General features: G+C 41.1%; 35 protein-coding genes and 1 pseudogene. All 36 read right to left on the bottom strand.

Features of this window, described 5'->3' with window-relative positions:
* Positions 1 to 248: 248 nt before the first annotated feature.
* On the bottom strand, positions 249 to 602 hold the full coding sequence (gene rplQ / locus CIL03_RS17815) for a 50S ribosomal protein L17 (protein ID WP_094887228.1): 354 nt from the start codon (positions 600 to 602) through the stop codon (positions 249 to 251).
* 34 nt (positions 603 to 636) lie between these two features.
* Positions 637 to 1581 (bottom strand): DNA-directed RNA polymerase subunit alpha, encoded by a 945-nt coding sequence (locus CIL03_RS17810; RefSeq protein ID WP_094887227.1) that lies wholly within the window; start codon positions 1579 to 1581, stop codon positions 637 to 639.
* A 211-nt stretch (positions 1582 to 1792) separates the two neighbouring features.
* Positions 1793 to 2182 carry a 30S ribosomal protein S11 gene (gene rpsK / locus CIL03_RS17805; RefSeq protein ID WP_094887226.1) on the bottom strand — a complete coding sequence of 130 codons (390 nt, stop codon included), beginning with the start codon at positions 2180 to 2182 and terminating at the stop codon, positions 1793 to 1795.
* Between the two features lie 21 nt (positions 2183 to 2203).
* A complete protein-coding gene (gene rpsM / locus CIL03_RS17800) occupies positions 2204 to 2569 on the bottom strand; it encodes a 30S ribosomal protein S13 (RefSeq protein WP_094887225.1) in 366 nt (121 codons plus the stop codon).
* Positions 2570 to 2592: 23 nt separating this feature from the next.
* Entirely contained in the window at positions 2593 to 2706 is a 114-nt protein-coding gene (gene rpmJ / locus CIL03_RS17795) for a 50S ribosomal protein L36 (RefSeq protein ID WP_029267374.1), read from the bottom strand.
* A 31-nt stretch (positions 2707 to 2737) separates the two neighbouring features.
* Positions 2738 to 2956: a translation initiation factor IF-1 gene (gene infA, locus CIL03_RS17790; protein ID WP_010095735.1), complete on the bottom strand. Its 219-nt coding sequence runs from the start codon at positions 2954 to 2956 to the stop codon at positions 2738 to 2740.
* On the bottom strand, positions 2934 to 3269 hold the full coding sequence (locus tag CIL03_RS17785) for a KOW domain-containing RNA-binding protein (RefSeq protein WP_094887224.1): 336 nt from the start codon (positions 3267 to 3269) through the stop codon (positions 2934 to 2936). Before CIL03_RS17785 ends, infA begins: the two co-directional genes overlap by 23 nt.
* Before the next feature lie 182 nt (positions 3270 to 3451).
* A complete protein-coding gene (locus CIL03_RS17780) occupies positions 3452 to 4096 on the bottom strand; it encodes an adenylate kinase (protein WP_094887223.1) in 645 nt (214 codons plus the stop codon).
* A gap of 33 nt (positions 4097 to 4129) precedes the next feature.
* Positions 4130 to 5425, bottom strand: a complete 1296-nt coding sequence (gene secY / locus CIL03_RS17775) for a preprotein translocase subunit SecY (RefSeq protein ID WP_094887222.1) — start codon at positions 5423 to 5425, stop codon at positions 4130 to 4132.
* A complete protein-coding gene (rplO, locus tag CIL03_RS17770; protein WP_094887221.1) occupies positions 5425 to 5865 on the bottom strand; it encodes a 50S ribosomal protein L15 in 441 nt (146 codons plus the stop codon). Before rplO ends, secY begins: the two co-directional genes overlap by 1 nt.
* 30 nt (positions 5866 to 5895) lie before the next feature.
* Positions 5896 to 6078: a 50S ribosomal protein L30 gene (rpmD, locus tag CIL03_RS17765; protein ID WP_094887220.1), complete on the bottom strand. Its 183-nt coding sequence runs from the start codon at positions 6076 to 6078 to the stop codon at positions 5896 to 5898.
* 13 nt (positions 6079 to 6091) lie between these two features.
* Positions 6092 to 6595 carry a 30S ribosomal protein S5 gene (rpsE, locus tag CIL03_RS17760; RefSeq protein ID WP_094887219.1) on the bottom strand — a complete coding sequence of 168 codons (504 nt, stop codon included), beginning with the start codon at positions 6593 to 6595 and terminating at the stop codon, positions 6092 to 6094.
* 20 nt (positions 6596 to 6615) lie between these two features.
* Positions 6616 to 6978 carry a 50S ribosomal protein L18 gene (gene rplR, locus CIL03_RS17755; RefSeq protein WP_094887218.1) on the bottom strand — a complete coding sequence of 121 codons (363 nt, stop codon included), beginning with the start codon at positions 6976 to 6978 and terminating at the stop codon, positions 6616 to 6618.
* 32 nt (positions 6979 to 7010) lie between these two features.
* Positions 7011 to 7547: a 50S ribosomal protein L6 gene (gene rplF / locus CIL03_RS17750; RefSeq protein WP_094887217.1), complete on the bottom strand. Its 537-nt coding sequence runs from the start codon at positions 7545 to 7547 to the stop codon at positions 7011 to 7013.
* 30 nt (positions 7548 to 7577) lie between these two features.
* A complete protein-coding gene (rpsH, locus tag CIL03_RS17745; protein WP_094887216.1) occupies positions 7578 to 7976 on the bottom strand; it encodes a 30S ribosomal protein S8 in 399 nt (132 codons plus the stop codon).
* Between the two features lie 29 nt (positions 7977 to 8005).
* Positions 8006 to 8191, bottom strand: coding sequence for a type Z 30S ribosomal protein S14 (locus tag CIL03_RS17740; protein WP_094887215.1), 186 nt, complete (start codon positions 8189 to 8191; stop codon positions 8006 to 8008).
* A 15-nt stretch (positions 8192 to 8206) separates the two neighbouring features.
* Positions 8207 to 8746, bottom strand: coding sequence for a 50S ribosomal protein L5 (gene rplE, locus CIL03_RS17735; RefSeq protein WP_094887214.1), 540 nt, complete (start codon positions 8744 to 8746; stop codon positions 8207 to 8209).
* A gap of 26 nt (positions 8747 to 8772) precedes the next feature.
* Positions 8773 to 9084, bottom strand: coding sequence for a 50S ribosomal protein L24 (gene rplX / locus CIL03_RS17730; protein ID WP_094887213.1), 312 nt, complete (start codon positions 9082 to 9084; stop codon positions 8773 to 8775).
* Positions 9085 to 9120: 36 nt separating this feature from the next.
* Complete coding sequence (rplN, locus tag CIL03_RS17725) at positions 9121 to 9489, bottom strand: 50S ribosomal protein L14 (RefSeq protein ID WP_094887212.1); 369 nt, start codon at positions 9487 to 9489, stop codon at positions 9121 to 9123.
* Between the two features lie 43 nt (positions 9490 to 9532).
* Positions 9533 to 9796, bottom strand: coding sequence for a 30S ribosomal protein S17 (rpsQ, locus tag CIL03_RS17720; protein WP_094887211.1), 264 nt, complete (start codon positions 9794 to 9796; stop codon positions 9533 to 9535).
* Positions 9797 to 9821: 25 nt separating this feature from the next.
* Positions 9822 to 10022 carry a 50S ribosomal protein L29 gene (gene rpmC / locus CIL03_RS17715; RefSeq protein ID WP_026680241.1) on the bottom strand — a complete coding sequence of 67 codons (201 nt, stop codon included), beginning with the start codon at positions 10020 to 10022 and terminating at the stop codon, positions 9822 to 9824.
* Positions 10012 to 10446: a 50S ribosomal protein L16 gene (rplP, locus tag CIL03_RS17710; RefSeq protein ID WP_094887210.1), complete on the bottom strand. Its 435-nt coding sequence runs from the start codon at positions 10444 to 10446 to the stop codon at positions 10012 to 10014. The genes rpmC and rplP overlap by 11 nt, the downstream gene beginning before the upstream one ends.
* A pseudogene (rpsC, locus tag CIL03_RS17705) lies at positions 10440 to 11106 on the bottom strand (30S ribosomal protein S3). The gene rplP and the pseudogene rpsC overlap by 7 nt, the downstream one beginning before the upstream one ends.
* A 3-nt stretch (positions 11107 to 11109) precedes the next feature.
* Complete coding sequence (rplV, locus tag CIL03_RS17700) at positions 11110 to 11451, bottom strand: 50S ribosomal protein L22 (protein ID WP_094887208.1); 342 nt, start codon at positions 11449 to 11451, stop codon at positions 11110 to 11112.
* 18 nt (positions 11452 to 11469) lie between these two features.
* Positions 11470 to 11748, bottom strand: coding sequence for a 30S ribosomal protein S19 (gene rpsS, locus CIL03_RS17695; RefSeq protein ID WP_094887207.1), 279 nt, complete (start codon positions 11746 to 11748; stop codon positions 11470 to 11472).
* Between the two features lie 57 nt (positions 11749 to 11805).
* The gene (gene rplB / locus CIL03_RS17690) at positions 11806 to 12636 is read right to left on the bottom strand and encodes a 50S ribosomal protein L2 (protein ID WP_094887206.1); all 831 of its coding nucleotides are present in this window, start codon (positions 12634 to 12636) and stop codon (positions 11806 to 11808) included.
* Between the two features lie 32 nt (positions 12637 to 12668).
* Entirely contained in the window at positions 12669 to 12956 is a 288-nt protein-coding gene (gene rplW, locus CIL03_RS17685; RefSeq protein ID WP_094887205.1) for a 50S ribosomal protein L23, read from the bottom strand.
* On the bottom strand, positions 12956 to 13579 hold the full coding sequence (rplD, locus tag CIL03_RS17680) for a 50S ribosomal protein L4 (RefSeq protein WP_094887204.1): 624 nt from the start codon (positions 13577 to 13579) through the stop codon (positions 12956 to 12958). The genes rplW and rplD overlap by 1 nt, the downstream gene beginning before the upstream one ends.
* A 24-nt stretch (positions 13580 to 13603) precedes the next feature.
* A complete protein-coding gene (gene rplC / locus CIL03_RS17675; RefSeq protein WP_094887203.1) occupies positions 13604 to 14236 on the bottom strand; it encodes a 50S ribosomal protein L3 in 633 nt (210 codons plus the stop codon).
* Between the two features lie 31 nt (positions 14237 to 14267).
* Positions 14268 to 14576 carry a 30S ribosomal protein S10 gene (gene rpsJ / locus CIL03_RS17670; RefSeq protein ID WP_094887253.1) on the bottom strand — a complete coding sequence of 103 codons (309 nt, stop codon included), beginning with the start codon at positions 14574 to 14576 and terminating at the stop codon, positions 14268 to 14270.
* Positions 14577 to 15230: 654 nt separating this feature from the next.
* Complete coding sequence (gene tuf, locus CIL03_RS17665; RefSeq protein WP_094887202.1) at positions 15231 to 16418, bottom strand: elongation factor Tu; 1188 nt, start codon at positions 16416 to 16418, stop codon at positions 15231 to 15233.
* 123 nt (positions 16419 to 16541) lie between these two features.
* Positions 16542 to 18620, bottom strand: a complete 2079-nt coding sequence (gene fusA / locus CIL03_RS17660; protein ID WP_094887201.1) for an elongation factor G — start codon at positions 18618 to 18620, stop codon at positions 16542 to 16544.
* A gap of 38 nt (positions 18621 to 18658) precedes the next feature.
* Positions 18659 to 19129 (bottom strand): 30S ribosomal protein S7, encoded by a 471-nt coding sequence (gene rpsG, locus CIL03_RS17655; protein ID WP_094887200.1) that lies wholly within the window; start codon positions 19127 to 19129, stop codon positions 18659 to 18661.
* 69 nt (positions 19130 to 19198) lie between these two features.
* A complete protein-coding gene (rpsL, locus tag CIL03_RS17650) occupies positions 19199 to 19612 on the bottom strand; it encodes a 30S ribosomal protein S12 (RefSeq protein WP_094887199.1) in 414 nt (137 codons plus the stop codon).
* Positions 19613 to 19766: 154 nt separating this feature from the next.
* The gene (locus tag CIL03_RS17645; RefSeq protein WP_094887198.1) at positions 19767 to 20018 is read right to left on the bottom strand and encodes a 50S ribosomal protein L7ae-like protein; all 252 of its coding nucleotides are present in this window, start codon (positions 20016 to 20018) and stop codon (positions 19767 to 19769) included.
* Between the two features lie 203 nt (positions 20019 to 20221).
* Positions 20222 to 23833 carry a DNA-directed RNA polymerase subunit beta' gene (gene rpoC / locus CIL03_RS17640; RefSeq protein WP_094887197.1) on the bottom strand — a complete coding sequence of 1204 codons (3612 nt, stop codon included), beginning with the start codon at positions 23831 to 23833 and terminating at the stop codon, positions 20222 to 20224.
* Positions 23834 to 23853 lie beyond the last annotated feature (20 nt).

The following is a 23853-nucleotide window of genomic DNA, read 5'->3' as shown; positions in this document are numbered from 1 at the left end:
TCTGAGCAAGCCCGCTGCACTTTTCGTGATCTAGCTCAAGGAACCAGGGGCTATTGGGCTTCCTGAGACCTCCGTACGATAAGTCAACATCGGTTCACCTTCGTTCACCGTGTTTCCTTTATCTCCTGCGGTCCAGTCCAGCCCATACGCCCCTAAACGGTTCCTTTCGCCTTTCAATACTACAAAAAAAGGGCTTGGATTCACCTCGTGAGAGAGATTCAGTCCTGCCCTTGACGCGTATTAATTCATTAAACTAGTTCAATGATTGCCATTTTTGCGCCGTCACCTTGACGAGCACCCAGTTTAAGAACACGTGTGTATCCACCTTGTCTGTCTTCATAGCGTGCAGCAACGTCATCGAAAAGTTTTTGAATAACACTTTCGTTTTCATTTGCTTCCTGGTTGTAAAGAAATGCTGCAGCCTGACGACGTGCGTGAAGATCACCACGTTTGCCCAGTGTAATCATTTTATCTACTACGGATTTAAGCTCTTTCGCTTTTGCTTCTGTTGTTTCAAGCCGTTCATGGATTATTAAATCAGATGCAAGGTTACGAAGTAGTGCCATACGAGTGTCTGTTGCACGACCTAGCTTTCTAGCCATGGACTATCCCTCCCTTTCTCAGGTGTTTCTTTTATCAGTCATCGTTACGTAAGCCTAACCCCAGGTCATTTAATTTTACTTTAACTTCTTCCAGGGATTTGCGGCCTAAATTACGGACCTTCATCATATCTTCTTCAGATTTATTTGCAAGCTCTTGAACTGTATTAATTCCAGCACGTTTCAGGCAATTGTAAGATCTAACAGATAGATCAAGTTCTTCAATCGTCATTTCCATAACTTTTTCTTTTTGATCTTCTTCTTTTTCTACCATAATTTCTGCATTTTGTGCTTCATCTGTTAAACCTACAAAAATATTGAGATGCTCTGTAAAGACTTTCGCACCTAATGAAACGGCTTCTTCCGGCCGGATGCTTCCGTCTGTCCATACATCAAAAGTTAATTTGTCGAAATTCGCATCTTGTCCTACCCGGGTATTCTCAACCTGATAGGTAACACGTGATACTGGTGTGAAAATAGAATCAATTGGTACAACACCAATTGGCTGGTCATCATGTTTATTTTCTTCAGCTGGACGGTAGCCACGACCACGTTCTGCGGTGATTTTCATATGCAAGTTACCCTTGCTGTTCAATGTAGCTATAGGTAGATCTGGATTTAATACTTCTACATCACTATCGTAAGTTAGATCTGCAGCCGTAACTTTTCCTTCTTCCTGGACATCAATCTCTAATGTTTTCTCTTCGTCAGAGTAAATTTTTAGAGCTAGTTTTTTCAGGTTCAAAATAATTGTTGTTACATCTTCAACAACACCATCAATTGTTGAAAACTCATGAAGTGCTCCGTCAATTTGAACTGATGTAACAGCAGCACCTGGAAGTGAGGATAGTAGGATACGACGCAAGGAGTTTCCTAGAGTGGTACCATATCCACGTTCAAGCGGTTCGACTACAAATTTCCCGAATGTAGCATTCTCGCTGATTTCAACCGTTTCAATTTTTGGCTTTTCAATTTCGATCATCCAATAAAACCCTCCTTTAAAACGTCGAAACCCCGGTTAGACATCAGGTCTAACCGAAATTCCTCAAATAGGCAGTTGGCGTTTCTGCACTACCCTAATTTAATACGTACTTCTTGTCTCTCGGATGCTGTTTGCCAAAGGTTTTAACACCTTCACACTTTTAGCCATCATAACCCATTATAGACAGGGTGACAAATTCTATACGGTCTAATTATACACGACGACGTTTTGGTGGGCGGCAGCCATTATGAGGAACCGGTGTTACATCCACAATTGCAGTAACTTCCAGTCCTGCTGCCTGAAGTGAACGGATTGCTGCTTCACGTCCAGCTCCTGGGCCTTTTACGGTTACTTCCAGTGTTTTCATTCCAGCTTCGACAGCTGATTTTGCAGCTGTTTCTGCAGCCATTTGTGCAGCAAATGGTGTAGATTTACGGGAGCCTTTAAAGCCTAATGCACCGGAAGAACTCCATCCAATCGCATTACCTTGTTTATCCGTTATAGTTACAATTGTATTGTTAAACGTAGAACGGATATGTGCTATACCTGTGTCAATATTCTTTTTCACACGACGTTTGCGTGTATTTGTTTTACGTGCCATTGATTAGCTTACCTCCTTCACTTACTTTTTCTTACCTGCGATCGCGCGACGCGGCCCCTTACGAGTACGTGAATTGTTTTTTGTTTTTTGTCCACGAACTGGAAGTCCCCGGCGATGACGCATTCCTCTGTATGAACCAATCTCAGTCAAACGTTTAATGTTAAGGGAAACTTCACGGCGAAGATCACCTTCAATTGTAAATTCGTCAACTGCTTTACGGATTTTACCTAACTCGTCTTCTGTTAAATCGCGTACACGAGTGTCTTCTGAAACGCCTGCTTCTTTAAGGACTTTCTGTGCGGTAGTTTTTCCAATTCCATAAATATAAGTTAATGAAATTACTACACGTTTTTCACGTGGAATATCTATACCTGCAATACGTGCCATTTACACTAGCACCTCCTTGATTATTAGCCTTGTTTTTGCTTGTGTTTCGGGTTTTCGCAAATCACCATTACTTTGCCTTTGCGTTTGATAATTTTACATTTTTCGCAAATTGGTTTTACAGATGCTCTTACTTTCATCATCTTTACCTCCTTTAATATCGGAGCTCGCTTATTTATAACGGTACGTAATTCGTCCTCTGGTTAAATCATACGGAGAAAGTTCCACCGTTACTTTATCGCCTGGCAGTATACGGATAAAATGCATACGGATTTTACCAGATACATGTGCCAAGACCGTATGGCCATTTTCAAGCTCTACGTTAAACATCGCGTTCGGCAATGTTTCTGTTACGGTGCCTTCCACTTCAATTACATCGTCTTTCGCCATCGTGTTGATCTCCCTTCTTCAAATCAGTCACAACCTCACTTGAAAATTTTGCCAGGGCAAATCTCAATTTGCCATTTGTGACACGACCAGTTTCTAGAAGGCTGTTTTGGACTTCCGGAGAAATAAAATCCATTTGCTCAATATGATGCAGATTCTTTTTCTTTGGTCGATCATATTTACGTTTTTCCCCGTCTGCTAACAGAACATACCTTTCGTCAACCATCTTTATGACTACCATATATTGTCCTGCTTCGCGTCCCTGCAAAATACGAACAACTTGACCTATTAGCGGAATCGAATCATCTTCGTTCAACAACGATCACCTTCACTTAGGCTATAGTTTAGATTGCTCCCTCTCCTAAAGGGGGTTTCCAGCTTTTTAACCATGTGTCACTATATATGAAGTAATACACGTATTTTCTTTACTTACTCTCGACTTATTATAACTTTTAACAAATAGAATTGCATCTATCTGTGCCTGAAATAAAGTCAAATTTACCCTTCAATTTTGGATTGAATATCCTCGAATACCTGATCAATTTGCTGATCACCATTCAATGTTACAAGATATCCTTTATCCTGGTAAAAGTCCAATAACGGCTTAGTTTGTTCAATATTCACTGCCAAGCGCTTTTTAACCGTTTCGGCTTTATCATCATCACGTTGAATTAACTGAGAGCCGTCTTTATCACATATACCCTCTTTTGCAGGTGGATTATACAATACATGATAAGTTGCTCCACATGTTGGACAAATTCTGCGACCTGTCAGGCGCTCCACTAATTTTTCTTCCGGCACATCTACGTGCAACACAAAATCAATTGTTTGATTCATGTCTTTTAACAGATTCTGCAAAGCTTCAGCCTGTGCAATCGTTCTTGGAAAACCATCCAATAAGAACCCATTGCTGCAGTCATCTTTGCTCAAACGTTCTCTAACAATCCCAATCGTTACTTCGTCAGGTACAAGTTCTCCCTGGTCCATATATTCCTTTGCTTTCTTTCCAAGGTCAGTGCCTTCTTTGATAGCTAACCGGAACATATCTCCTGTAGAAATATGGGGGATGTTATATTTTTCATTTATTTTTTCAGCCTGTGTACCTTTACCAGCACCAGGCAGCCCCATTAGGATTAAATTCAAGCTAATTCCCTCGCTCTCATTGGCAGGTAAGTTTTATCTGATAAAGCCTTTGTAGTGCCGCTTCACTAACTGACTTTCGAGTTGTTTCATCGTCTGTAATGCCACACCGACAACAATCAGTAAACTTGTGCCGCCGATTTGTACTGCTTGAGGCAGATTTGCAAGACCACCTAGAACGATAGGCAGCACAGAAACAGCTGCTAAAAAGATTGAACCTACAAATGTTAATCGGTACATAACACGTGTAAGGTATGTTTCTGTATTTTTACCAGGACGAATTCCCGGAATATATCCACCTTGTTTTTGTAAATTCTCAGCCATTTGTTCCGGGTTTACCTGAACAAACGTGTAGAAATAGGTGAAGGCAATAATTAATATCACATAGATTACCATACCAATAGGCTGTGTATAATCAAAAATCACCCTGATTGTATCTGCAATGCTGTTACCTTCAAAAAAGCCGGCAACAGTACTTGGTGCAATAATAAATGCGATCGCAAAGATTACCGGGATAACACCTGCAGCATTTACTTTTAAAGGTAAATGTGTAGAGTGTCCACCTACTGGAGAACGGTTCACAAGTTTCTTCGCATATTGAACCGGTATTTTACGCAATGCCTGCTGGATGAAAATAACCCCAACTGTTACTGCAATAACTACCAGTACAATGATAGCAACAATGATAATGTTGATAAACAACTCATCACCAGGGTTAACAAAATACTGGCTGTATAATTGTTTCACACCGTTTGGCACCGCCGCTACGATACCTGCAAAGATCAGAATGGAAATACCATTACCAACACCATTTGCAGTAATTTGTTCACCAAGCCACATCAGGAATGCTGTACCACTTGTTAAAATAATGGCAATTACCAAGAATTTTAAAATTCCAGGATCCTGTATCAGCATACCGCCTGCCATGGCGTTAAAACCGATTGACATTGCGATTGCCTGGATAAACGCAAGCACGATTGTGCCGTATCGAGTTACCTGTGCTAACTTTTTACGGCCCATTTCACCTTGTTTTTTCCATTCAGCAAATTTCGGAACTACATCCATTTGCAATAACTGCATAATAATGGATGCTGTAATGTAGGGCATGATCCCCATCGCGAATATGGAGAAGTTCTGCAATGCTCCCCCGCCAAATGTGTTTAGAAATCCAAATACATTCTGCTGGCTGTTCATAAAGTCAATTGCTGATTTATCTGTAAATGGCACTGGAATAAATGTGCCTAGACGGAAGACAACCAACATCAACAATGTGAATATTATTTTCCGTCTAATATCACCTACGCGCATAAAATTGGAGATCGTCCTAAACATTAAACCACCTCTGTTTGACCGCCCGCTGCCTCAATTGCTTCAATAGCTGAAGCAGAGAACTTGTGAGCTTTTACTGTTAGTTTCTTTTCGATCGTACCGTTACCTAATACTTTAATGCCAGCTTTAGGTTTGCTTACGACACCTTCTTCCAGTAAGAGCTCAGGTGTAATTTCTGTGCCGTCTTCAAAACGATTTAATGCATCTAAGTTCACAATAGCAAATTCTTTACGATTGATGTTAGTGAATCCGCGTTTTGGCAGACGTTGGAATAGTGGCATTTGACCACCTTCAAAGCCTAGGCGAGTTCCACCACCTGAACGTGCTTTTTGACCTTTATGTCCTCTTCCGGAAGTTTTTCCGTTACCTGAGGACATTCCGCGACCAACACGGTTTCTGTTTTTGCGACTTCCTTCTGATGCCTTCAATTCATGAAGTTTCATGCGAGCACCTCCCTTTACGCTAATGTATAATTAAACTTCTTTTACCGCTAGTAAATGGGATACTTTGTTGACCATACCGCGTACGGCAGGTGTATCTTCACGAACTACGGATTGACGAATTTTTTTAAGTCCTAATGCTTCAACAGTTTTACGTTGTGTTTCATTTCCACCGATAACACTGCGTGTGAGGGTGATTTCTAATTTATTAGACATAGTTTTTCCCTCCTTATCCTAACAGTTCTTCTACAGACTTTCCACGTAGTTTTGCTACTTCTTCTGCACGTTTCAAGTTTGTTAAGCCATTTAATGTTGCACGAATCATATTAATTGGTGTATTTGATCCCAATGATTTAGTTAAAATATCACCAACACCTGCAAGTTCAAGAATTGCACGGACAGGGCCACCAGAGATAACTCCAGTACCTTCTGCAGCAGGTTTCATTAATACATTACCGGAACCGAATCTTCCATGAATTTCATGTGGAATTGTTGTTCCAACGATTGGTACAGTAATTAGATTTTTCTTCGCGTCATCTACTGCTTTTTTAATTGCTTCTGGTACTTCCTGTGCTTTTCCTGTACCAAAGCCTACATGACCATTTTTATCTCCGACTACGACCAACGCTGCAAAGCGGAAACGACGTCCACCTTTAACTACTTTTGCAACACGGTTGACCGTAACAACACGTTCTTCAAGTTCTAATTTGTTCGGATCAATGTTTGTATTCATGTATGTCCCTCCTTTATCGATTAAAATTCAAGACCTGCTTCTCTTGCAGCGTCTGCCAATGCTTTTACACGTCCATGATAAAGGTAGCCTCCACGGTCAAAAACAACTGATTTGTAACCTTTATCCTGGGCACGTTTAGCAATCATTTCTCCAACTTTTTTAGCCGCATCTACATTGTTCGATGCATCTGCATTGTACTCATTATCTTTTGTTGAAGCACTTGCAACTGTAGCTCCGTTATTATCATCAATTAATTGTACATAGATGTGTTTATTTGAACGGTACACGTTTAGACGAGGACGCTCTGCAGTTCCGAAAAGGTTTCTGCGAACACGTGCATGTCTTTTTTTGCGTGTCGTATTTTTGTCAGGCTTTGTGATCATCTAGGTCACTCCTTTCTGCTCCCTAACTAACCTTACTTAGCAGTTTTACCTTCTTTACGGCGTACATATTCGTCAGCGTAGCGAATACCTTTGCCTTTATAAGGCTCTGGTGGTCTGATTGCTCTGATGTTAGCAGCAATTGCACCAACTAATTCTTTATCAATACCTTTTACGATTACTTGTGTGTTTTTAGGAACCTCGATTTCAATGCCATCGATTGGATCGAGTTCAACGGGATGTGAATAACCTGCGTTAATCACAATTTTATTTCCTTGCTTTTGTGCACGATATCCAACACCAATAATTTCAAGGTTTTTTTCAAATCCTTTACTCACGCCTTCAACCATGTTGTTAATCAGACTGCGAGTTGTACCGTGCAGCGCACGATGATCTTTATGATCACTTGGACGCTCCAATGTAATCACGTTATCTTCAATATTAACTTTAATATCTTGGTGTAAGTCTCTGCTTAATTCGCCTTTTGGCCCTTTAACAGAAACAGTATTACCGTCTTGTTTTACTTCTACACCTTGTGGAATTTCAATTGGTTTTAGTCCTATACGAGACATTTCATGCACCTCCTCATCAAAAAATGTTAATTACCAGACATACGCTAGAACTTCGCCACCAACAGCTTGGGAACGTGCTTCTTTATCAGATAACACACCTTTTGATGTTGATACGATAGCGATACCTAAACCGTTAAGTACGCGAGGTACTTCGTCAGCTTTCGCGTAAACGCGCAGTCCTGGTTTACTAATACGTTTGATACCTGTAATTACACGCTCTTCGTTTGTACCGTATTTAAGGAAAATACGCAGAATACCTTGTTTGTTGTCTTCAACAAATTCATAATCAGAAACAAAACCTTCACGTTTCAGGATATCAGCGATCTCCTTTTTCATTGTAGAACCCGGGAGCTCTAACTTTTCATGTTTTACCATGTTAGCATTACGAATACGAGTTAGCATATCTGCGATTGGATCTGTCATAACCATTACTAATTACCTCCTTCCCGAATCGGGGTTTACCAGCTTGCTTTTTTGACACCAGGAATTTGACCTTTATAGGCAAGTTCACGGAAACAAATACGGCAAAGTTTAAATTTACGAATTACAGAATGTGGACGACCACAGCGTTCACAGCGAGTATATTCTTGCACTTTATATTTATGTGGACGTTGCTGTTTTGCAACCATCGATTTTTTAGCCACAATTTTCCCTCCTTGTTATTTTTGGAAAGGCATGCCAAACTGAGCTAACAGTTCACGAGCTTCCTCGTCAGTATTAGATGTTGTAACGATGACAATATCCATACCACGCACTTTGTTTACCTTATCATAGTTAATTTCCGGGAAAATCAATTGCTCTTTTACACCAAGTGTATAGTTACCACGGCCATCAAATGCTTTTTTGGAGATACCACGGAAGTCACGAACACGTGGAAGTGATACTGCAATAAGCTTTTGAAGGAATTCGTACATACGCTCACCGCGAAGGGTTACTTTTGCCCCGATAGGCATCCCTTCACGAAGACGGAAACCAGCGATTGATTTTTTAGCACGAGTGACCATTGGTTTTTGACCGGAAATTAAAGCAAGTTCTTCAACTGCTGCATCCAGTGCTTTTGAATTCTGAACTGCATCACCAACACCCATGTTGATTACAATTTTCTCGATTGCCGGCACTTGCATCACAGATTTATAGTTAAATTTATTCATCAGAGATGATACTACTTCATCTTGGTATTTTTGTTTTAATTCATTCATCATGTAGTCCTCCTTTCGCCCAAAAATTATTTATCTAATGCTTCACCGGATTTTTTAGCGATGCGGACTTTCTTTCCATCACGTTCTTCATACCCAACACGAGTTGGTTCACCGGATTTAGGATCAATTGGCATTACATTAGAAACATGAATAGCTGCTTCCTGGTTAAGAATTCCACCTTGTGGGTTATCTTGTGAAGGTTTCGCATGTTTTTTGATCATGTTGATCCCTTCTACCAGAACGCGTTCCTTTTTAGGGTATGCTTCCAATACTGTGCCTTGTTTACCACGGTCTTTACCGGATATTACTTTGACTTTATCACCTTTTTTTACATGCATGCTTGACGCACCTCCTTGCAAGGCTAAAATATAAGCTTATAAAACTTCTGGAGCTAGAGATACGATTTTCATGAATTTTGCATCACGCAATTCACGTGCGACTGGTCCAAAAATACGAGTTCCTCGAGGACTTTTATCATCACGGATAATTACCGCTGCATTTTCATCAAAACGAATATAAGACCCATCTTTGCGGCGTGCACCAGATTTAGAACGCACGATGACAGCTTTTACAACTTCACCTTTTTTGACAACGCCTCCTGGTGTTGCTTGTTTCACGGAACAAACAATTACATCACCAATGTTAGCAGTCTTACGTCCTGATCCACCCAATACTTTGATGGCTAATACTTCACGAGCACCAGAGTTATCTGCAACTTTTAAACGAGATTCTTGTTGAATCATAACACTGTGACCTCCCTTCGGATACCTTCCGAGCGAACTTTAATTATATAATTACCGATTCTTCAATGATCTCAACCAGACGAAAACGCTTAGTTGCTGAAAGTGGACGAGTTTCCATTATGCGAACAACATCACCGTTTTTCGCTTGATTGTTTTCATCATGAGTTTTAAATTTCTTAGAGTATTTAACACGTTTACCGTATAACTTGTGGAATTTATATGTTTCAACTAAAACAGTAATAGTTTTATCCATTTTGTCAGATACAACACGGCCTGTGTACACTTTACGATTATTACGCTCAGTCATTATGAGGCTAACCTCCTCTCAGGTTCTAGTTATTTACGCTTAGTTCACGTTGACGTACAACAGTTTTCATGCGGGCAATTGATTTTCTTACTTCACGAATACGTGCAGTATTTTCAAGTTGACCAGTTGCTAGCTGAAAGCGCAAATTAAATAGTTCTTCTTTTAATGATTTAACTTTTTGTTCAATTTCGGCAGTGGTTAGTTCTCTAATTTCATTAGCCTTCATTGCTTTCACCACCAATTTCTTCACGTTTTACAAATTTAGTTCTGATCGGCAGTTTATGAGAAGCAAGACGTAGTGCCTCACGAGCAACTTCTTCTTCAACACCTGCGATTTCAAACATGATTTTCCCTGGTTTTACTACTGCTACCCATCCTTCAGGTGCCCCTTTACCGGAACCCATTCGAACTTCAAGGGGTTTTGCAGTGTATGGTTTATCCGGGAATATTTTAATCCAAACTTTACCGCCACGTTTCATGTAACGAGTCATTGCAATACGGGCAGCTTCGATTTGACGGCTTGTAATCCAAGAAGCCTCAACTGCCTGCAGACCATATTCACCAAAAGATACGGTAGTACCGCCTTTTGCTTGGCCTCTCATTTTACCACGATGTTGTCTACGATATTTAACACGTTTAGGCATTAACATAACACGTTGCCCCCTTCCTTATTTGTTGTTTTTAGTTGGAAGGACTTCTCCACGGTAGATCCACACTTTAACACCTAATTTACCATAAGTAGTATCAGCCTCTGCTGTACCATAGTCAATATCAGCACGCAAAGTGTGTAGTGGTACGGTTCCTTCACTGTAATGTTCCGCACGGGCGATATCCGCTCCGCCAAGACGTCCGGATACTTGAGTTTTGATTCCTTTTGCTCCTCCGCGAATTGTACGTTGAATTGCCTGCTTCTGAGCACGACGGAATGAAACACGGTTTTCTAATTGACGAGCAATATTGTCAGCAACTAATTTCGCATTAAGATCAACTTTCTTGATCTCAACGATATTAATGTGAACACGTTTGCCAGTCAAGCTGTTTAATGATTTACGTAGAGCTTCTACTTCAGAACCGCCTTTACCAATTACCATACCTGGTTTACCAGTATGAATCGTAATGTTTACACGGTTTGCTGCACGTTCGATCTCAATAGAAGAAACAGCAGCTATCGCTAAACGGTTTTCAAGATATTCTCTGATTTTAATATCTTCATGTAGTAAGTCTGCATAGTCTTTGCCTGCATACCATTTTGACTCCCAGTCTTTAATGACGCCTATGCGAAGACCTGTTGGATTTACTTTTTGACCCACTGACTATCCCTCCTTCTTTTCTGTTACAACCACCGTAATGTGGCTTGTGCGTTTGTTTATTTTACTTGCACGTCCTTGTGCACGTGGACGGAAACGTTTCAATGTAGCACCTTCATTTACAAATGCTTCGGAAATGACAAGATTGTCAGTATCCATCTCATAGTTATGCTCTGCGTTTGCGACAGCAGATTTTAATACTTTCTCTACAACTGGAGAAGCACCACGTTGTGTATGGCGTAGTATTGCAATAGCTTCACCAACATTTTTTCCTCGAATTAAATCAACGACTAATCGTACTTTACGAGGAGCAATACGAACCGATTTCGCAATGGCTTTTGCTTGCATTTGAGTTGCCTCCTCTCATTAGCGTTTTGTTTTTCTATCGTCACCAGCGTGTCCTTTGTACGTACGTGTTGGTGCGAATTCACCTAATTTATGTCCGACCATGTCTTCTGTGATATAAACTGGAACGTGTTTGCGTCCATCATATACAGCAAGTGTATGACCAACAAAAGTAGGGAAAATTGTTGAACGGCGAGACCAAGTTTTAATAACTTGTTTCTTGTCCGTTTCATTAAGTTTCTCGATTTTTGTCAATAGATGGTCATCTGCAAAAGGTCCCTTTTTTAAACTACGACCCATGGATAAACCTCCTTTCAGAGTTCAGAGACGGGTTTTACTTCCCGTCCGCTAATCCTGTTACTTTTTACGTTTACGAACGATATATTTATCTGATGGTTTGTTGCGTTGACGTGTCTTGTAACCAAGTGTCGGTTTGCCCCATGGTGACATTGGTGATTTACGTCCGATTGGCGCGCGTCCTTCACCACCACCGTGTGGGTGATCATTCGGGTTCATAACAGATCCACGTACAGTTGGGCGTTTGCCTAACCAGCGGGAACGTCCTGCTTTACCAACACGGATAAGCTCATGTTCAATGTTTCCAACCTGGCCGATTGATGCACGGCAAGTAGTCAGAATCAAACGAACTTCACCTGAAGCTAAACGAACTAGTGTATATTTTCCTTCACGTCCCAGGATTTGCGCTTCTGCACCAGCTGAACGTGCCAGCTGACCGCCGCGGCCTGGTTTTAATTCCACGTTATGGATTATTGTACCAACTGGAATGTTTGCAAGTGGAAGTGCGTTACCTAATTTAATGTCCGCATTCACACCTGACTCAATTTGTTGTCCTACTTTAAGTCCTTTCGGAGCTAAAATATAACGTTTTTCACCATCTGCATAATGAATTAATGCGATGTTAGCAGTACGGTTTGGATCATATTCGATCGTAGCAACGCGTCCTGGTATACCATCTTTATCGCGCTTAAAGTCGATAATACGGTATTGGCGCTTATGACCGCCGCCTTGATGACGAACAGTTAACTTACCTTGGTTATTACGGCCGCCACGTTTGAACAACGGGCTTAGCAAAGTTTTTTCCGGAGTATCCGTAGTTATCTCTGCAAAATCTAATATAGACATATTACGTCTACCATTTGAAGTTGGTCTGAATTTTTTAATCGCCATCTTGTTTTCCCTCCTTCACGAGTTTCTTTTTCTTAGCCTTCGAAGAATTCCAGTTCTTTACTGTCTTCTGAAAGCTGTACAATAGCTTTTTTGCGATCTGAGCGGTATCCACCGTAACGACCCATTCGCTTGAATTTACCTTTAAGGTTCATAGTGTTTACTTTTACAACTTTCACACCGAAAACTAATTCAACAGCATCTTTGATCTCTGTTTTGTTTGCTTTCGGATATACTTCGAACGTATATTTCTTCTCTGCCATCAAATCTGCGGAATTTTCCGTGATGACAGGGCGCTTAATAATATCACGTGGATCTTTCATTATGCAAGCACCTCCCCTGCTTTTTCAGCTGCATCTTTCAAAATGATCAGCTTGTCATGCGAAAGCAAGTCTAGTACGTTAATTTCATCAACAGTAAGTACTTTTACTGATTGAAGGTTATTTGCAGAACGAATGACTGTGTCATTTTTCTCAGCAGTTACGATTAAAGCTTTTGAATCCACATTAAGTGCATTCAGCATATTAATTACTTCTTTTGTTTTTGGAGCATCGATTGCAATGCTTTCCAAAACCACTAGATTGTTTTCTTTCACTTTTGAAGAAAGTGCTGATTTAAGAGCTAAACGGCGTACTTTCTTCGGAAGCTTGTAGCTGTAGCTGCGTGGTGTCGGTCCGAAAACCGTTCCACCGCCAACCCATTGCGGCGAGCGAATAGAACCCTGACGCGCACGGCCGGTTCCTTTTTGACGCCACGGTTTGCGACCGCCGCCACGTACTTCAGAACGGTTTTTAACAGCATGAGTTCCCTGACGTAATGATGCACGCTGCATTACTACTGCTTCATGCAAAACATGTGTGTTTGGCTCAATACCAAATACGGAATCATTTAATTCCACATCTCCGGCTTGAGTTCCGTCTTGTTTTAATAGTGCTACTTTAGTCATGACATATCCTCCCTTCGTATTGTGTTAGTCAGCCTTAATTGCACTCGTGATTTTTACGAATGATTTTTTTGCACCAGGGACGTTACCTTTAACTAATAGCAGATTCTTTTCAGCATCTACATTAACTACTTCAAGGTTTTGAATGGTTACTTGTTCAGATCCCATTTGTCCTGGTAATTTTTTACCTTTAAATACGCGTGCTGGGTCAGCTGCCATACCCATTGAACCTGCACTTCTGTGGAAGTGAGAACCGTGGGAAGATGGACCGCGCTGTTGATTGTGTCGTTTAATTGCGCCCTGGAATCCTTTACCTTTGGAAGTTCCAGTTACATCGATTTTGTCTCCAGCTTGAAAAACATCAACGCTTATTTCTTGACCAACTTCATATTCATCAAGCTTTGCGTTACGGATTTCACGAACGTAGCGCTTAGGGGCTGTGTTTGCTTTTTCAGCATGACCTTTACTCGCTTTGTTAGTACGTGATTCCTTCGCATCTGCAAAACCGATTTGTAGTGCTTCATAACCATCATTTTCTAATGTTCTTTTTTGCATAACTACGTTTGGCTCAGCCTGAATAACAGTAACAGGAACTAATTCACCAGTTTCCGAGAACAGCTGAGTCATGCCGATTTTACGACCTAAGATTCCTTTCGTCATCCGTTACACCTCCTATAATAAACAATAAATTTTATAATTTGATTTCAATGTCCACACCAGATGGTAAGTCAAGACGCATTAGCGAGTCAACTGTTTGTGGTGTTGGATTAACAATATCGATCAGACGTTTATGTGTACGCATCTCGAATTGCTCGCGTGAATCCTTGTATTTGTGCACCGCACGCAATACTGTATAAATAGATTTTTCTGTAGGCAATGGAATCGGACCGGATACATTTGCACCAGAACGTTTCGCAGTTGCTACAATTTTCTCAGCAGACTGATCTAAAATGCGGTGATCGTATGCTTTTAAACGGATTCTAATCTTTTCTTTTGCCATTACTTTCCCTCCTTTTTCGCCCATATTATTATAGACATTCTCCGCGAAAATTCCTTGGCATCCCGCCATGGCAAAGGGGCCGGGTGTGCCAACAACCTTCCGCATCATCGCCTTTAAATGACCAACATTCATATTATATAGAAAAACATTAGTCAATGCAATACCTTTTTTAAAGACATAGTGATTGCACATCTATGTATTATACTTACTTTCTCCAGTGATTGCAAGAGGTTGAAGCAATTTTTTTTGGTTTTTTTGCAGAGATAATAGCTGACTTGGTATTTTTGGTTTGTTTTAGGGAATATGTGAGAGTTTTTATAGTAATATGCGTTGTTCACATGGATTTGTTTCTTATCCAATGATGTTATTTTGCATTTGTATATGATACTTTTTAGAAAACTAATACAAATTATCTTGTTTAATGGTTGTATTAATTTTTGAATAGGGATAGGTTATGAGGTATGAGTTTGGTCGATTGTTTCCTTAGATAATGGCTCGTAGAACTGAGCTATGTTACCTTTGAGCGCTGATTTCTGATTGAAATGTATCGTAGGACACATTAATCAGGTGAAATCTACTCGGGGGAAACAGCTTTTCCAAAACCAATATAAAACGGACAGCGTCGTCACGCTGCCCGTTTTATATTTAAATTTATTATTTTTGGATTGATGATACTACACCAGATCCAACAGTACGTCCACCTTCACGGATTGAGAAACGAGTACCGTCTTCAATAGCGATTGGTGAGATTAATTCTACTGCCATTTCGATGTTATCACCAGGCATTACCATTTCAGTTCCTTCTGGAAGTTCAATAACGCCAGTCACGTCAGTTGTACGGAAGTAGAACTGCGGACGGTAGTTAGCGAAGAATGGAGTATGACGTCCACCTTCTTCTTTTGACAATACATAAACTTCAGCTTTGAAGTTAGTGTGTGGAGTAATTGTACCAGGCTTAGCCAATACTTGCCCACGGTTGATATCTTCACGTGCAACACCACGAAGTAGTGCACCGATGTTATCACCAGCTTCAGCATAGTCAAGAAGCTTACGGAACATTTCCACACCAGTTACAGTAGTTTTAGAAGCAGCTTCAGCAAGACCGATGATTTCAACTTCATCCCCTACTTTAACTTCTCCACGCTCAACACGGCCAGTTGCAACTGTTCCACGGCCAGTGATTGAGAATACGTCCTCAACAGGCATCATGAATGGTTTTTCTTTGTCGCGTTCTGGAGTTGGGATATATTCGTCAACTGCAGCCATTAATTCAAGAATTTTTTCTTCGTATTCTGCTTCGCCTTCAAGTGCTTTAAGAGCAGAACCTTTGATTACTGGTACATCATCACCAGGGAAGTCATATTCAGTTAATAGATCACGAACTTCCATTTCTACTAATTCTAGCAGCTCTTCATCGTCAACCATATCAGTTTTGTTAAGGAATACTACGAAAGCAGGCACCCCAACGTTGCGTGAAAGAAGAATGTGCTCACGAGTTTGTGGCATTGGGCCATCAGCTGCAGATACTACAAGGATAGCTCCGTCCATTTGTGCAGCACCAGTGATCATGTTTTTAACATAGTCAGCGTGACCTGGGCAGTCAACATGAGCGTAGTGACGAGTTTCTGTTTCATATTCTACGTGGGAAGTTGAGATTGTGATACCACGTTCTCTTTCCTCTGGAGCACCATCAATTTGGTCATAACCACGTGCTTCTCCACCACCGCTTTTTGAAAGTACAGTTGTAATTGCAGCAGTTAAAGTTGTTTTACCATGGTCAACGTGTCCAAGAGTTCCAACGTTCACGTGACTTTTTGAGCGATCAAATTTTTCTTTACCCATTTATAGTTCCTCCTTTAAATAAATAAAAGTTTTTTATAAATTTATGTGCAGCTAAGAAATAACAATTTCTATTATTTCTTAGCCTTCACTAAATGTTATACGTTAGATTTGCAAAAAAATCAATTATTCACCAGCATTTTTCTTGATAATTTCTTCAGAGATGCTTTTTGGCACTTCTTCATAGTGGTCAAAATACATTGTGAAGACACCGCGTCCTTGCGTGTTTGAACGTAATGCTGTAGCATAGCCGAACATTTCAGATAATGGCACAAAGCCTTTAACTACTTGAGCTGTACCACGAGCTTCCATTCCTTCCACTCGTCCGCGACGGGAAGTGACGTCTCCCATGATGTCACCCATGTATTCTTCTGGAATCACGATTTCAACTTTCATCATTGGCTCAAGAATAACAGGATTACATTTATTTTTCGCTGCTTTTAATGCCATAGAACCAGCTATTTTAAATGCCATCTCGTTCGAGTCAACATCATGGTAGCTTCCATCATATAATGTTGCTTTTACGTCAATAAGCGGATAACCAGCCAACACACCATTTTCAGTCGCTTCTTTAATACCTGCTTCTACTGAAGGAATGTATTCACGTGGTACTACCCCACCAACGATTTTGTTTTCAAATTCGAAACCGGCACCTTCTTCGTTTGGTTCAAATTTAACCCAAACATGTCCGTATTGCCCGCGTCCACCTGACTGACGTACGAATTTACCTTCGACTTCAGCACTAGCACGGAATGTTTCACGATACGCTACTTGCGGCGCACCTACATTTGCTTCTACTTTGAATTCACGTTTTAAACGATCAACAATAATATCCAAGTGAAGTTCACCCATACCGGAGATAATTGTCTGACCTGTTTCAACGTTTGTTTCTGTTTTAAATGTTGGATCCTCTTCAGCCAATTTAGCCAAAGCAATACCCATTTTATCTTGGTCAGCTTTTGTTTTTGGTTCAATAGCTACACCAATAACAGGTTCTGGGAATTCCATTGATTCCAGAATAACAAGATCTTTCTCGTCACATAATGTGTCTCCTGTTGAAGTATCCTTCAAGCCTACTGCTGCAGCAATTTCACCAGAGTAAACTCTTGAAATTTCCTCGCGGGAGTTTGCATGCATTTGCAGGATACGGCCGACACGCTCACGTTTATCCTTAACAGAGTTTTTCACATATGAACCAGAATCTAAAGTTCCAGAGTATACGCGGAAGAAAGTTAATTTACCAACGTATGGATCTGTCATTACTTTAAATGCCAGTGCAGAGAATGGTGCATTATCATCTGAAGGACGTGTAACTTTTTCTTCAGTGCCTGGGACAATACCTTCAATTGCAGCAACGTCGGTTGGAGCAGGAAGATATTCAATTACACCATCAAGCAATAATTGTACACCTTTGTTTTTAAATGCTGATCCGCAAAATACAGGATATAATTCAACGTTTAATGTAGCTTGACGAATAGCATTAGTCAATTCTTCGTTGGAGATTTCTTCACCTTCGAGGAATTTCATCATTAGGTCTTCATCAAGTTCAGATACAGCTTCGATTAAACTAGCACGTAATTCTTGAGCTTTATCCATGTATTCTGCAGGAATTTCGCGAGATTCATCTTTCGTTCCTAAATCATCCACATAGAAATGTGCTTCCATGTTGATCAAATCAATGATACCTTCAAAATTATCTTCAGCACCGATTGGCAGCTGTACCGGATGAGCATTAGCGCCTAAACGTTCTTTTAGTGTACCTGTTGCGTACAGGAAGTCTGCACCGATTTTATCCATTTTGTTAATGAATACAACTCTTGGCACACCATAAGTTGTAGCCTGGCGCCATACTGTTTCCGTTTGTGGTTCTACACCAGATTGTGCATCAAGAACAGTTACTGCTCCATCAAGCACACGAAGCGAACGTTCAACTTCAACTGTGAAGTCTACGTGTCCAGGTGTGTCAATAATATTTATACGATGGTCATTCCATGCAGCAGTAGTTGCGGCGGAAGTAATTGTGATTCCGCGTTCTTGCTCCTGCTCCATCCAGTCCATCTGTGAAGCACCTTCATGAGTTTCACCAATTTTATGAATGCGTCCTGTGTAGAAAAGAATACGCTCAGTAGTAGTGGTTTTACCTGCATCAATGTGAGCCATAATACCAATATTACGCGTCTTTTCCAAGGAGAACTCTCTAGCCATGTATTCTTCTCCTTCCTATTAAAAAACTATTGATTATTTTACCAGCGATAGTGAGCAAATGCTTTATTCGCTTCTGCCATTTTATGCATTTCTTCGCGTCTCTTAACTGCTGCTCCAGTGTTGTTGGAAGCATCCAGGATTTCATTAGCAAGACGTTCTTCCATTGTTTTTTCTCCGCGAAGGCGTGAGTAGTTAACGATATAGCGCAGGCCTAGTGCTTGACGGCGTTCTGGACGAACCTCCATTGGCACTTGGTAGTTTGAACCACCAACTCGGCGTGCACGAACCTCAAGTACTGGCATTACATTTTTCATTGCTTGTTCAAAAACTTCCATTGCATTTTGTCCGCTTCTTTGGCCAACAAGTTCAAATGCATTATAAAGAATTTTTTGTGCTTTACCCCGCTTACCATCAATCATGATCTGGTTGATTAAACGAGTTACTAATTTTGAATTATAAAGCGGATCCGGCAAGACATCGCGCTTAGGTACTGGTCCTTTACGTGGCATATGTCATCCTCCTTTCTTATCTGTGCTGCCTTAAAAACTAATGGTTTTTCGGCATATTATTTTAAAAACTTATTTTTTAGGTTTTTTTGCACCGTATTTAGAACGGCCTTGCATACGGCCTTCTACACCTGCTGTATCAAGTGCACCGCGCACAATGTGATAACGTACCCCTGGCAAGTCTTTCACACGGCCTCCACGAAGCAATACAACACTGTGCTCCTGTAAATTGTGTCCAATTCCAGGAATGTATGCAGTCACTTCCATGTTGTTTGACAAACGAACACGTGCATATTTACGAAGTGCAGAGTTCGGTTTTTTTGGTGTCAATGTACCAACACGAGTACAAACGCCGCGTTTTTGCGGTGAGTTTTGGTTCGTAATCTTTTTCTTAAAACTATTGTACCCTCTGTTAAGTGCAGGAGAGTCATATTTTTTAGGTTTGCTTATGCGACCTTTACGTACAAGCTGATTAATTGTAGGCATTGAATTTATCCTCCCTTCTGAAAAAATACATGTTTCGTTTAGAAAATGAAAGCTGACAGTACAGGCCAGGAAGCCAGTTTGTAATCCCACACATCCAGGTGGTTCATCTTTTGGCAAAAAACAAAGCATCAACAGAAATCATCCTGTCAATAGCTTACCGCTTAACTGCCACCGAAGATGCACCGACTTCAATACCGCAGGCAGCACCCAGCTTCTCCATAGAATCTACCCGCCAACAAGGTATGTCTAACTCGTTCGCTAAACTAACTACCTTTTGTGTTATATGCTGATCAGCATCACCAGCAACAAACACTTCACTTATTTCACCATTTCTCATGGCTTTAAGCGTTTGTTTTGTTCCGATAATTACATTTGACTTAACTTGTGTTACTTTTTCATAAGACATCCTCATATCCTCCAAAGCAACAAGCATTATCGGAAGCACCTTGAATATTCTACCATCCGTTTTTTTTAATGTCAACACAAAATGGCAATATTTTTAGTACTCTCGATTGATTTACTTGTTTCTAAATAATGTGGTAAGGAAGCAGCCGACCCTCAAAGAGCTTCCCCTTTGATCTTGGCGCAGCCGCTTCCGCATTATTTTTGTTATTGAACCGTTTCTGTTTCTTCCGCTTCTTCAATAATCTCTTCTATCTCATCCAGAGAACCTTTTACAGTGCGGTAGCGCTGCATTCCGGTGCCTGCTGGAACAAGCTTACCAATAATAACATTTTCCTTCAGACCAAGCAGTTCATCGCGCTTGCCTTTAATCGCTGCATCTGTAAGAACTCTTGTAGTCTCCTGGAAGGATGCAGCTGACAAGAATGAGTCAGTTTCCAGGGAAGCTTTCGTGATACCAAGCAATACCGGCTTCCCTATTGCTGGCTGCAAATCATCAGTTAATACTTTTTTGTTTGCATCCCTGAACTGATGCAGTTCAAGCAATGATCCTGGGAGAACATCTGTATCCCCAGCATCTGTTACACGGATTTTCCGCAGCATTTGGCGAACCATCACTTCTACGTGCTTATCGCCAATCTCAACACCTTGCATGCGGTATACACGTTGTACCTCACGCAGCAGATAATCCTGAACACCTTCGACACCTTGAACACGTAATAGGTCTTTTGGGTCAACAGAGCCTTCTGTCAGCTCCTGACCTGCAATTACTTCATCGCCAACAGTGACTTTCATACGAGCATTATATGGTACGGCATATGCTCGTTGTTCCACTTCACCCTGGATGACGATTTCCTGCTTATCTTTTACTTCATTTATTTCATGGACAGTACCGTAAATCTCACTGATAACTGCCTGCCCTTTTGGATTTCTCGCTTCAAAGAGTTCCTGAATACGCGGCAGACCCTGTGTAATATCGTCACCAGCAACCCCACCTGTATGGAAAGTACGCATGGTTAGCTGTGTACCTGGTTCACCGATGGATTGGGCTGCAATAATACCTACAGCTTCTCCAACCTCAACATCAGAACCTGTTGCAAGGTTTCGTCCATAGCATTTCTGACAAACACCATGTTTCGTATTACAAGTAAATGCCGAACGGATTGTTACATCCTCAATTCCTGCTTCAATGATTTGTTTTGCCTGATCCTCTGAAATAAGCTCATCAAATCCGACAATTTCCTCATTTGTTTCAGGATGCTTCACAGTACGGAATGCAGTCCGGCCGATCAAACGGTCAAGCAATGGTTCGATCATTTCCGTTCCATCCATTAAAGCTGAAACCGTCAGTCCACGATCTGTTCCACAATCCGCTTCACGGACGATGACATCCTGTGCAACATCAACAAGACGGCGTGTCAGGTAACCAGAATCTGCAGTTTTCAGCGCGGTATCAGCAAGTCCTTTACGTGCACCGTGCGTGGAGATAAAGTATTCCAGAACTGTTAACCCTTCACGGAAGCTTGATTTAATCGGGAGTTCAATGATTTCTCCAGCCGGGTTAGCCATTAAACCACGCATACCAGCAAGCTGGGTAAAGTTAGATGCGTTACCCCTTGCTCCGGAGTCACTCATCATAAATATCGGGTTTCTGTCACTCAATGATTTCATCAGTTTTTCCTGAATCGTATCTTTTGCCTGCGACCAGATAGCGATAACTCTGTCGTAGCGTTCTTCGTCCGTAATTAACCCGCGGCGGAATTGCTTGGATACTCTATCAACCTTTTCCTGTGCCTCATCAAGTATCTTTTCTTTTTCGGCAAGTACAACGATATCTGAAATACCAACAGTCATACCTGCTTTTGTAGAATACTTGAAGCCTAAGTCTTTCATTTTATCAAGCATTTTTGATGTTTCTGTGATTTTGAATCGTTTAAACACTTCTGCAATGATATCTCCAAGGAATCCTTTTTTAAACGGCTTGATAAGATCGCGCTTCTTAATTTCCTCTTTGATATCTGTTCCGCTCTCCACAAAATACGTTTCTGGAGTTTTGACTTCCAGGTTTTCTTTTGTAGGTTCATTGATATACGGGAACGAATCCGGCAAAATATCGTTAAAAATAAGTTTGCCGACAGTAGTCAGCAATAGCTGATTATGCTGTTTTTCATTAAATGTTATGTTATTCACACTGGACGCGTGGACTGCAACTCTCGTATGCAGGTGCACATATCCATTTTGATAGGAGAGCAATGCTTCATTAAGGTCTTTGAAGACTTTCCCTTCCCCCATAGCACCTTCTCTTTCCAGTGTCAGGTAATAGTTTCCTAAAACCATATCCTGTGATGGTGTTACAACCGGCTTGCCATCTTTTGGATTCAAAATGTTTTGTGCAGCCAGCATTAGCAATCTTGCCTCTGCCTGTGCTTCTGCAGATAAAGGAACATGAACAGCCATTTGGTCACCATCAAAGTCAGCATTATATGCCGTACATACAAGTGGGTGCAGGCGAATTGCCCGGCCTTCAACAAGTGTTGGTTCGAATGCCTGAATTCCTAATCTGTGCAGAGTTGGTGCACGGTTTAACAAGACAGGGTGCTCCTTGATTACTTCTTCCAGCACATCCCAAACATCTGGGTGTACACGTTCAATTTTACGTTTAGCTGATTTGATATTATGAGCAAGTCCCTTAGCTACGAGCTCTTTCATAATAAACGGCTTAAACAGCTCTAATGCCATTTCTTTCGGCAAACCACATTGATACATTTTCAAATGAGGGCCTACTACAATAACCGAACGGCCAGAGTAATCCACGCGTTTCCCGAGTAAGTTTTGGCGGAAACGGCCTTGTTTCCCTTTCAGCATATGTGACAGAGATTTTAATGGTCTGTTTCCTGGACCGGTAACTGGACGTCCACGGCGGCCATTATCAATAAGGGCATCCACCGCTTCCTGCAGCATACGCTTTTCATTCTGTACGATAATACTTGGCGCCCCAAGATCCAATAAGCGTTTCAGACGATTATTGCGGTTAATCACGCGACGGTATAAATCGTTTAAGTCAGAAGTCGCAAAACGGCCGCCATCAAGCTGTACCATTGGGCGTATTTCTGGTGGTATTACAGGCAGAACATCAAGCACCATCCAGGAAGTGTCATTTCCGGAATTACGGAAGGATTCGAGTACTTCCAGTCGTTTAATCGCACGGGTTCTGCGTTGTCCCTGTGCAGTTTTCAATTCTTCTTTTAATGCATCTACTTCTTTTTTAATATCGATATCCTGAAGCAGCTTGCGAATCGCTTCGGCACCCATTTGAGCTTTAAAGGATTTTCCGTATTTTTCATAATATGCCCGGTATTCCCTTTCAGATAAAAGCTGCTTTTTCTCCAAAGGTGTGTTCCCGGTTTCCGTAACAATATATGCGGCAAAATAAATTACTTCCTCAAGTGCTCTTGGAGACATATCCAATACGAGACCCATACGGCTTGGTATTCCTTTGAAATACCAAATATGTGATACAGGAGCTGCTAATTCAATATGACCCATGCGTTCACGTCTTACTTTTGCTTTGGTTACTTCAACACCACATCGATCACAGACAACACCTTTATATCTGACCCGTTTGTATTTCCCGCAATGACATTCCCAGTCCTTAGTCGGGCCAAAAATTCGTTCACAGAACAACCCATCTTTTTCTGGTTTTAATGTACGGTAATTAATTGTTTCCGGTTTTTTTACCTCACCATAGGACCAAGAGCGGATCTTTTCCGGTGAAGCCAAACCAATTTTCATGTATTCAAAGTTATTTACATCCAGCAAGGGGCCTACCTCCCTTTTAG

Source organism: Virgibacillus indicus (assembly GCF_002266285.1).
Classification (GTDB): domain Bacteria; phylum Bacillota; class Bacilli; order Bacillales; family Amphibacillaceae; genus Virgibacillus_K; species Virgibacillus_K indicus.
This window is presented reverse-complemented; position numbering and strand designations above follow the sequence as displayed.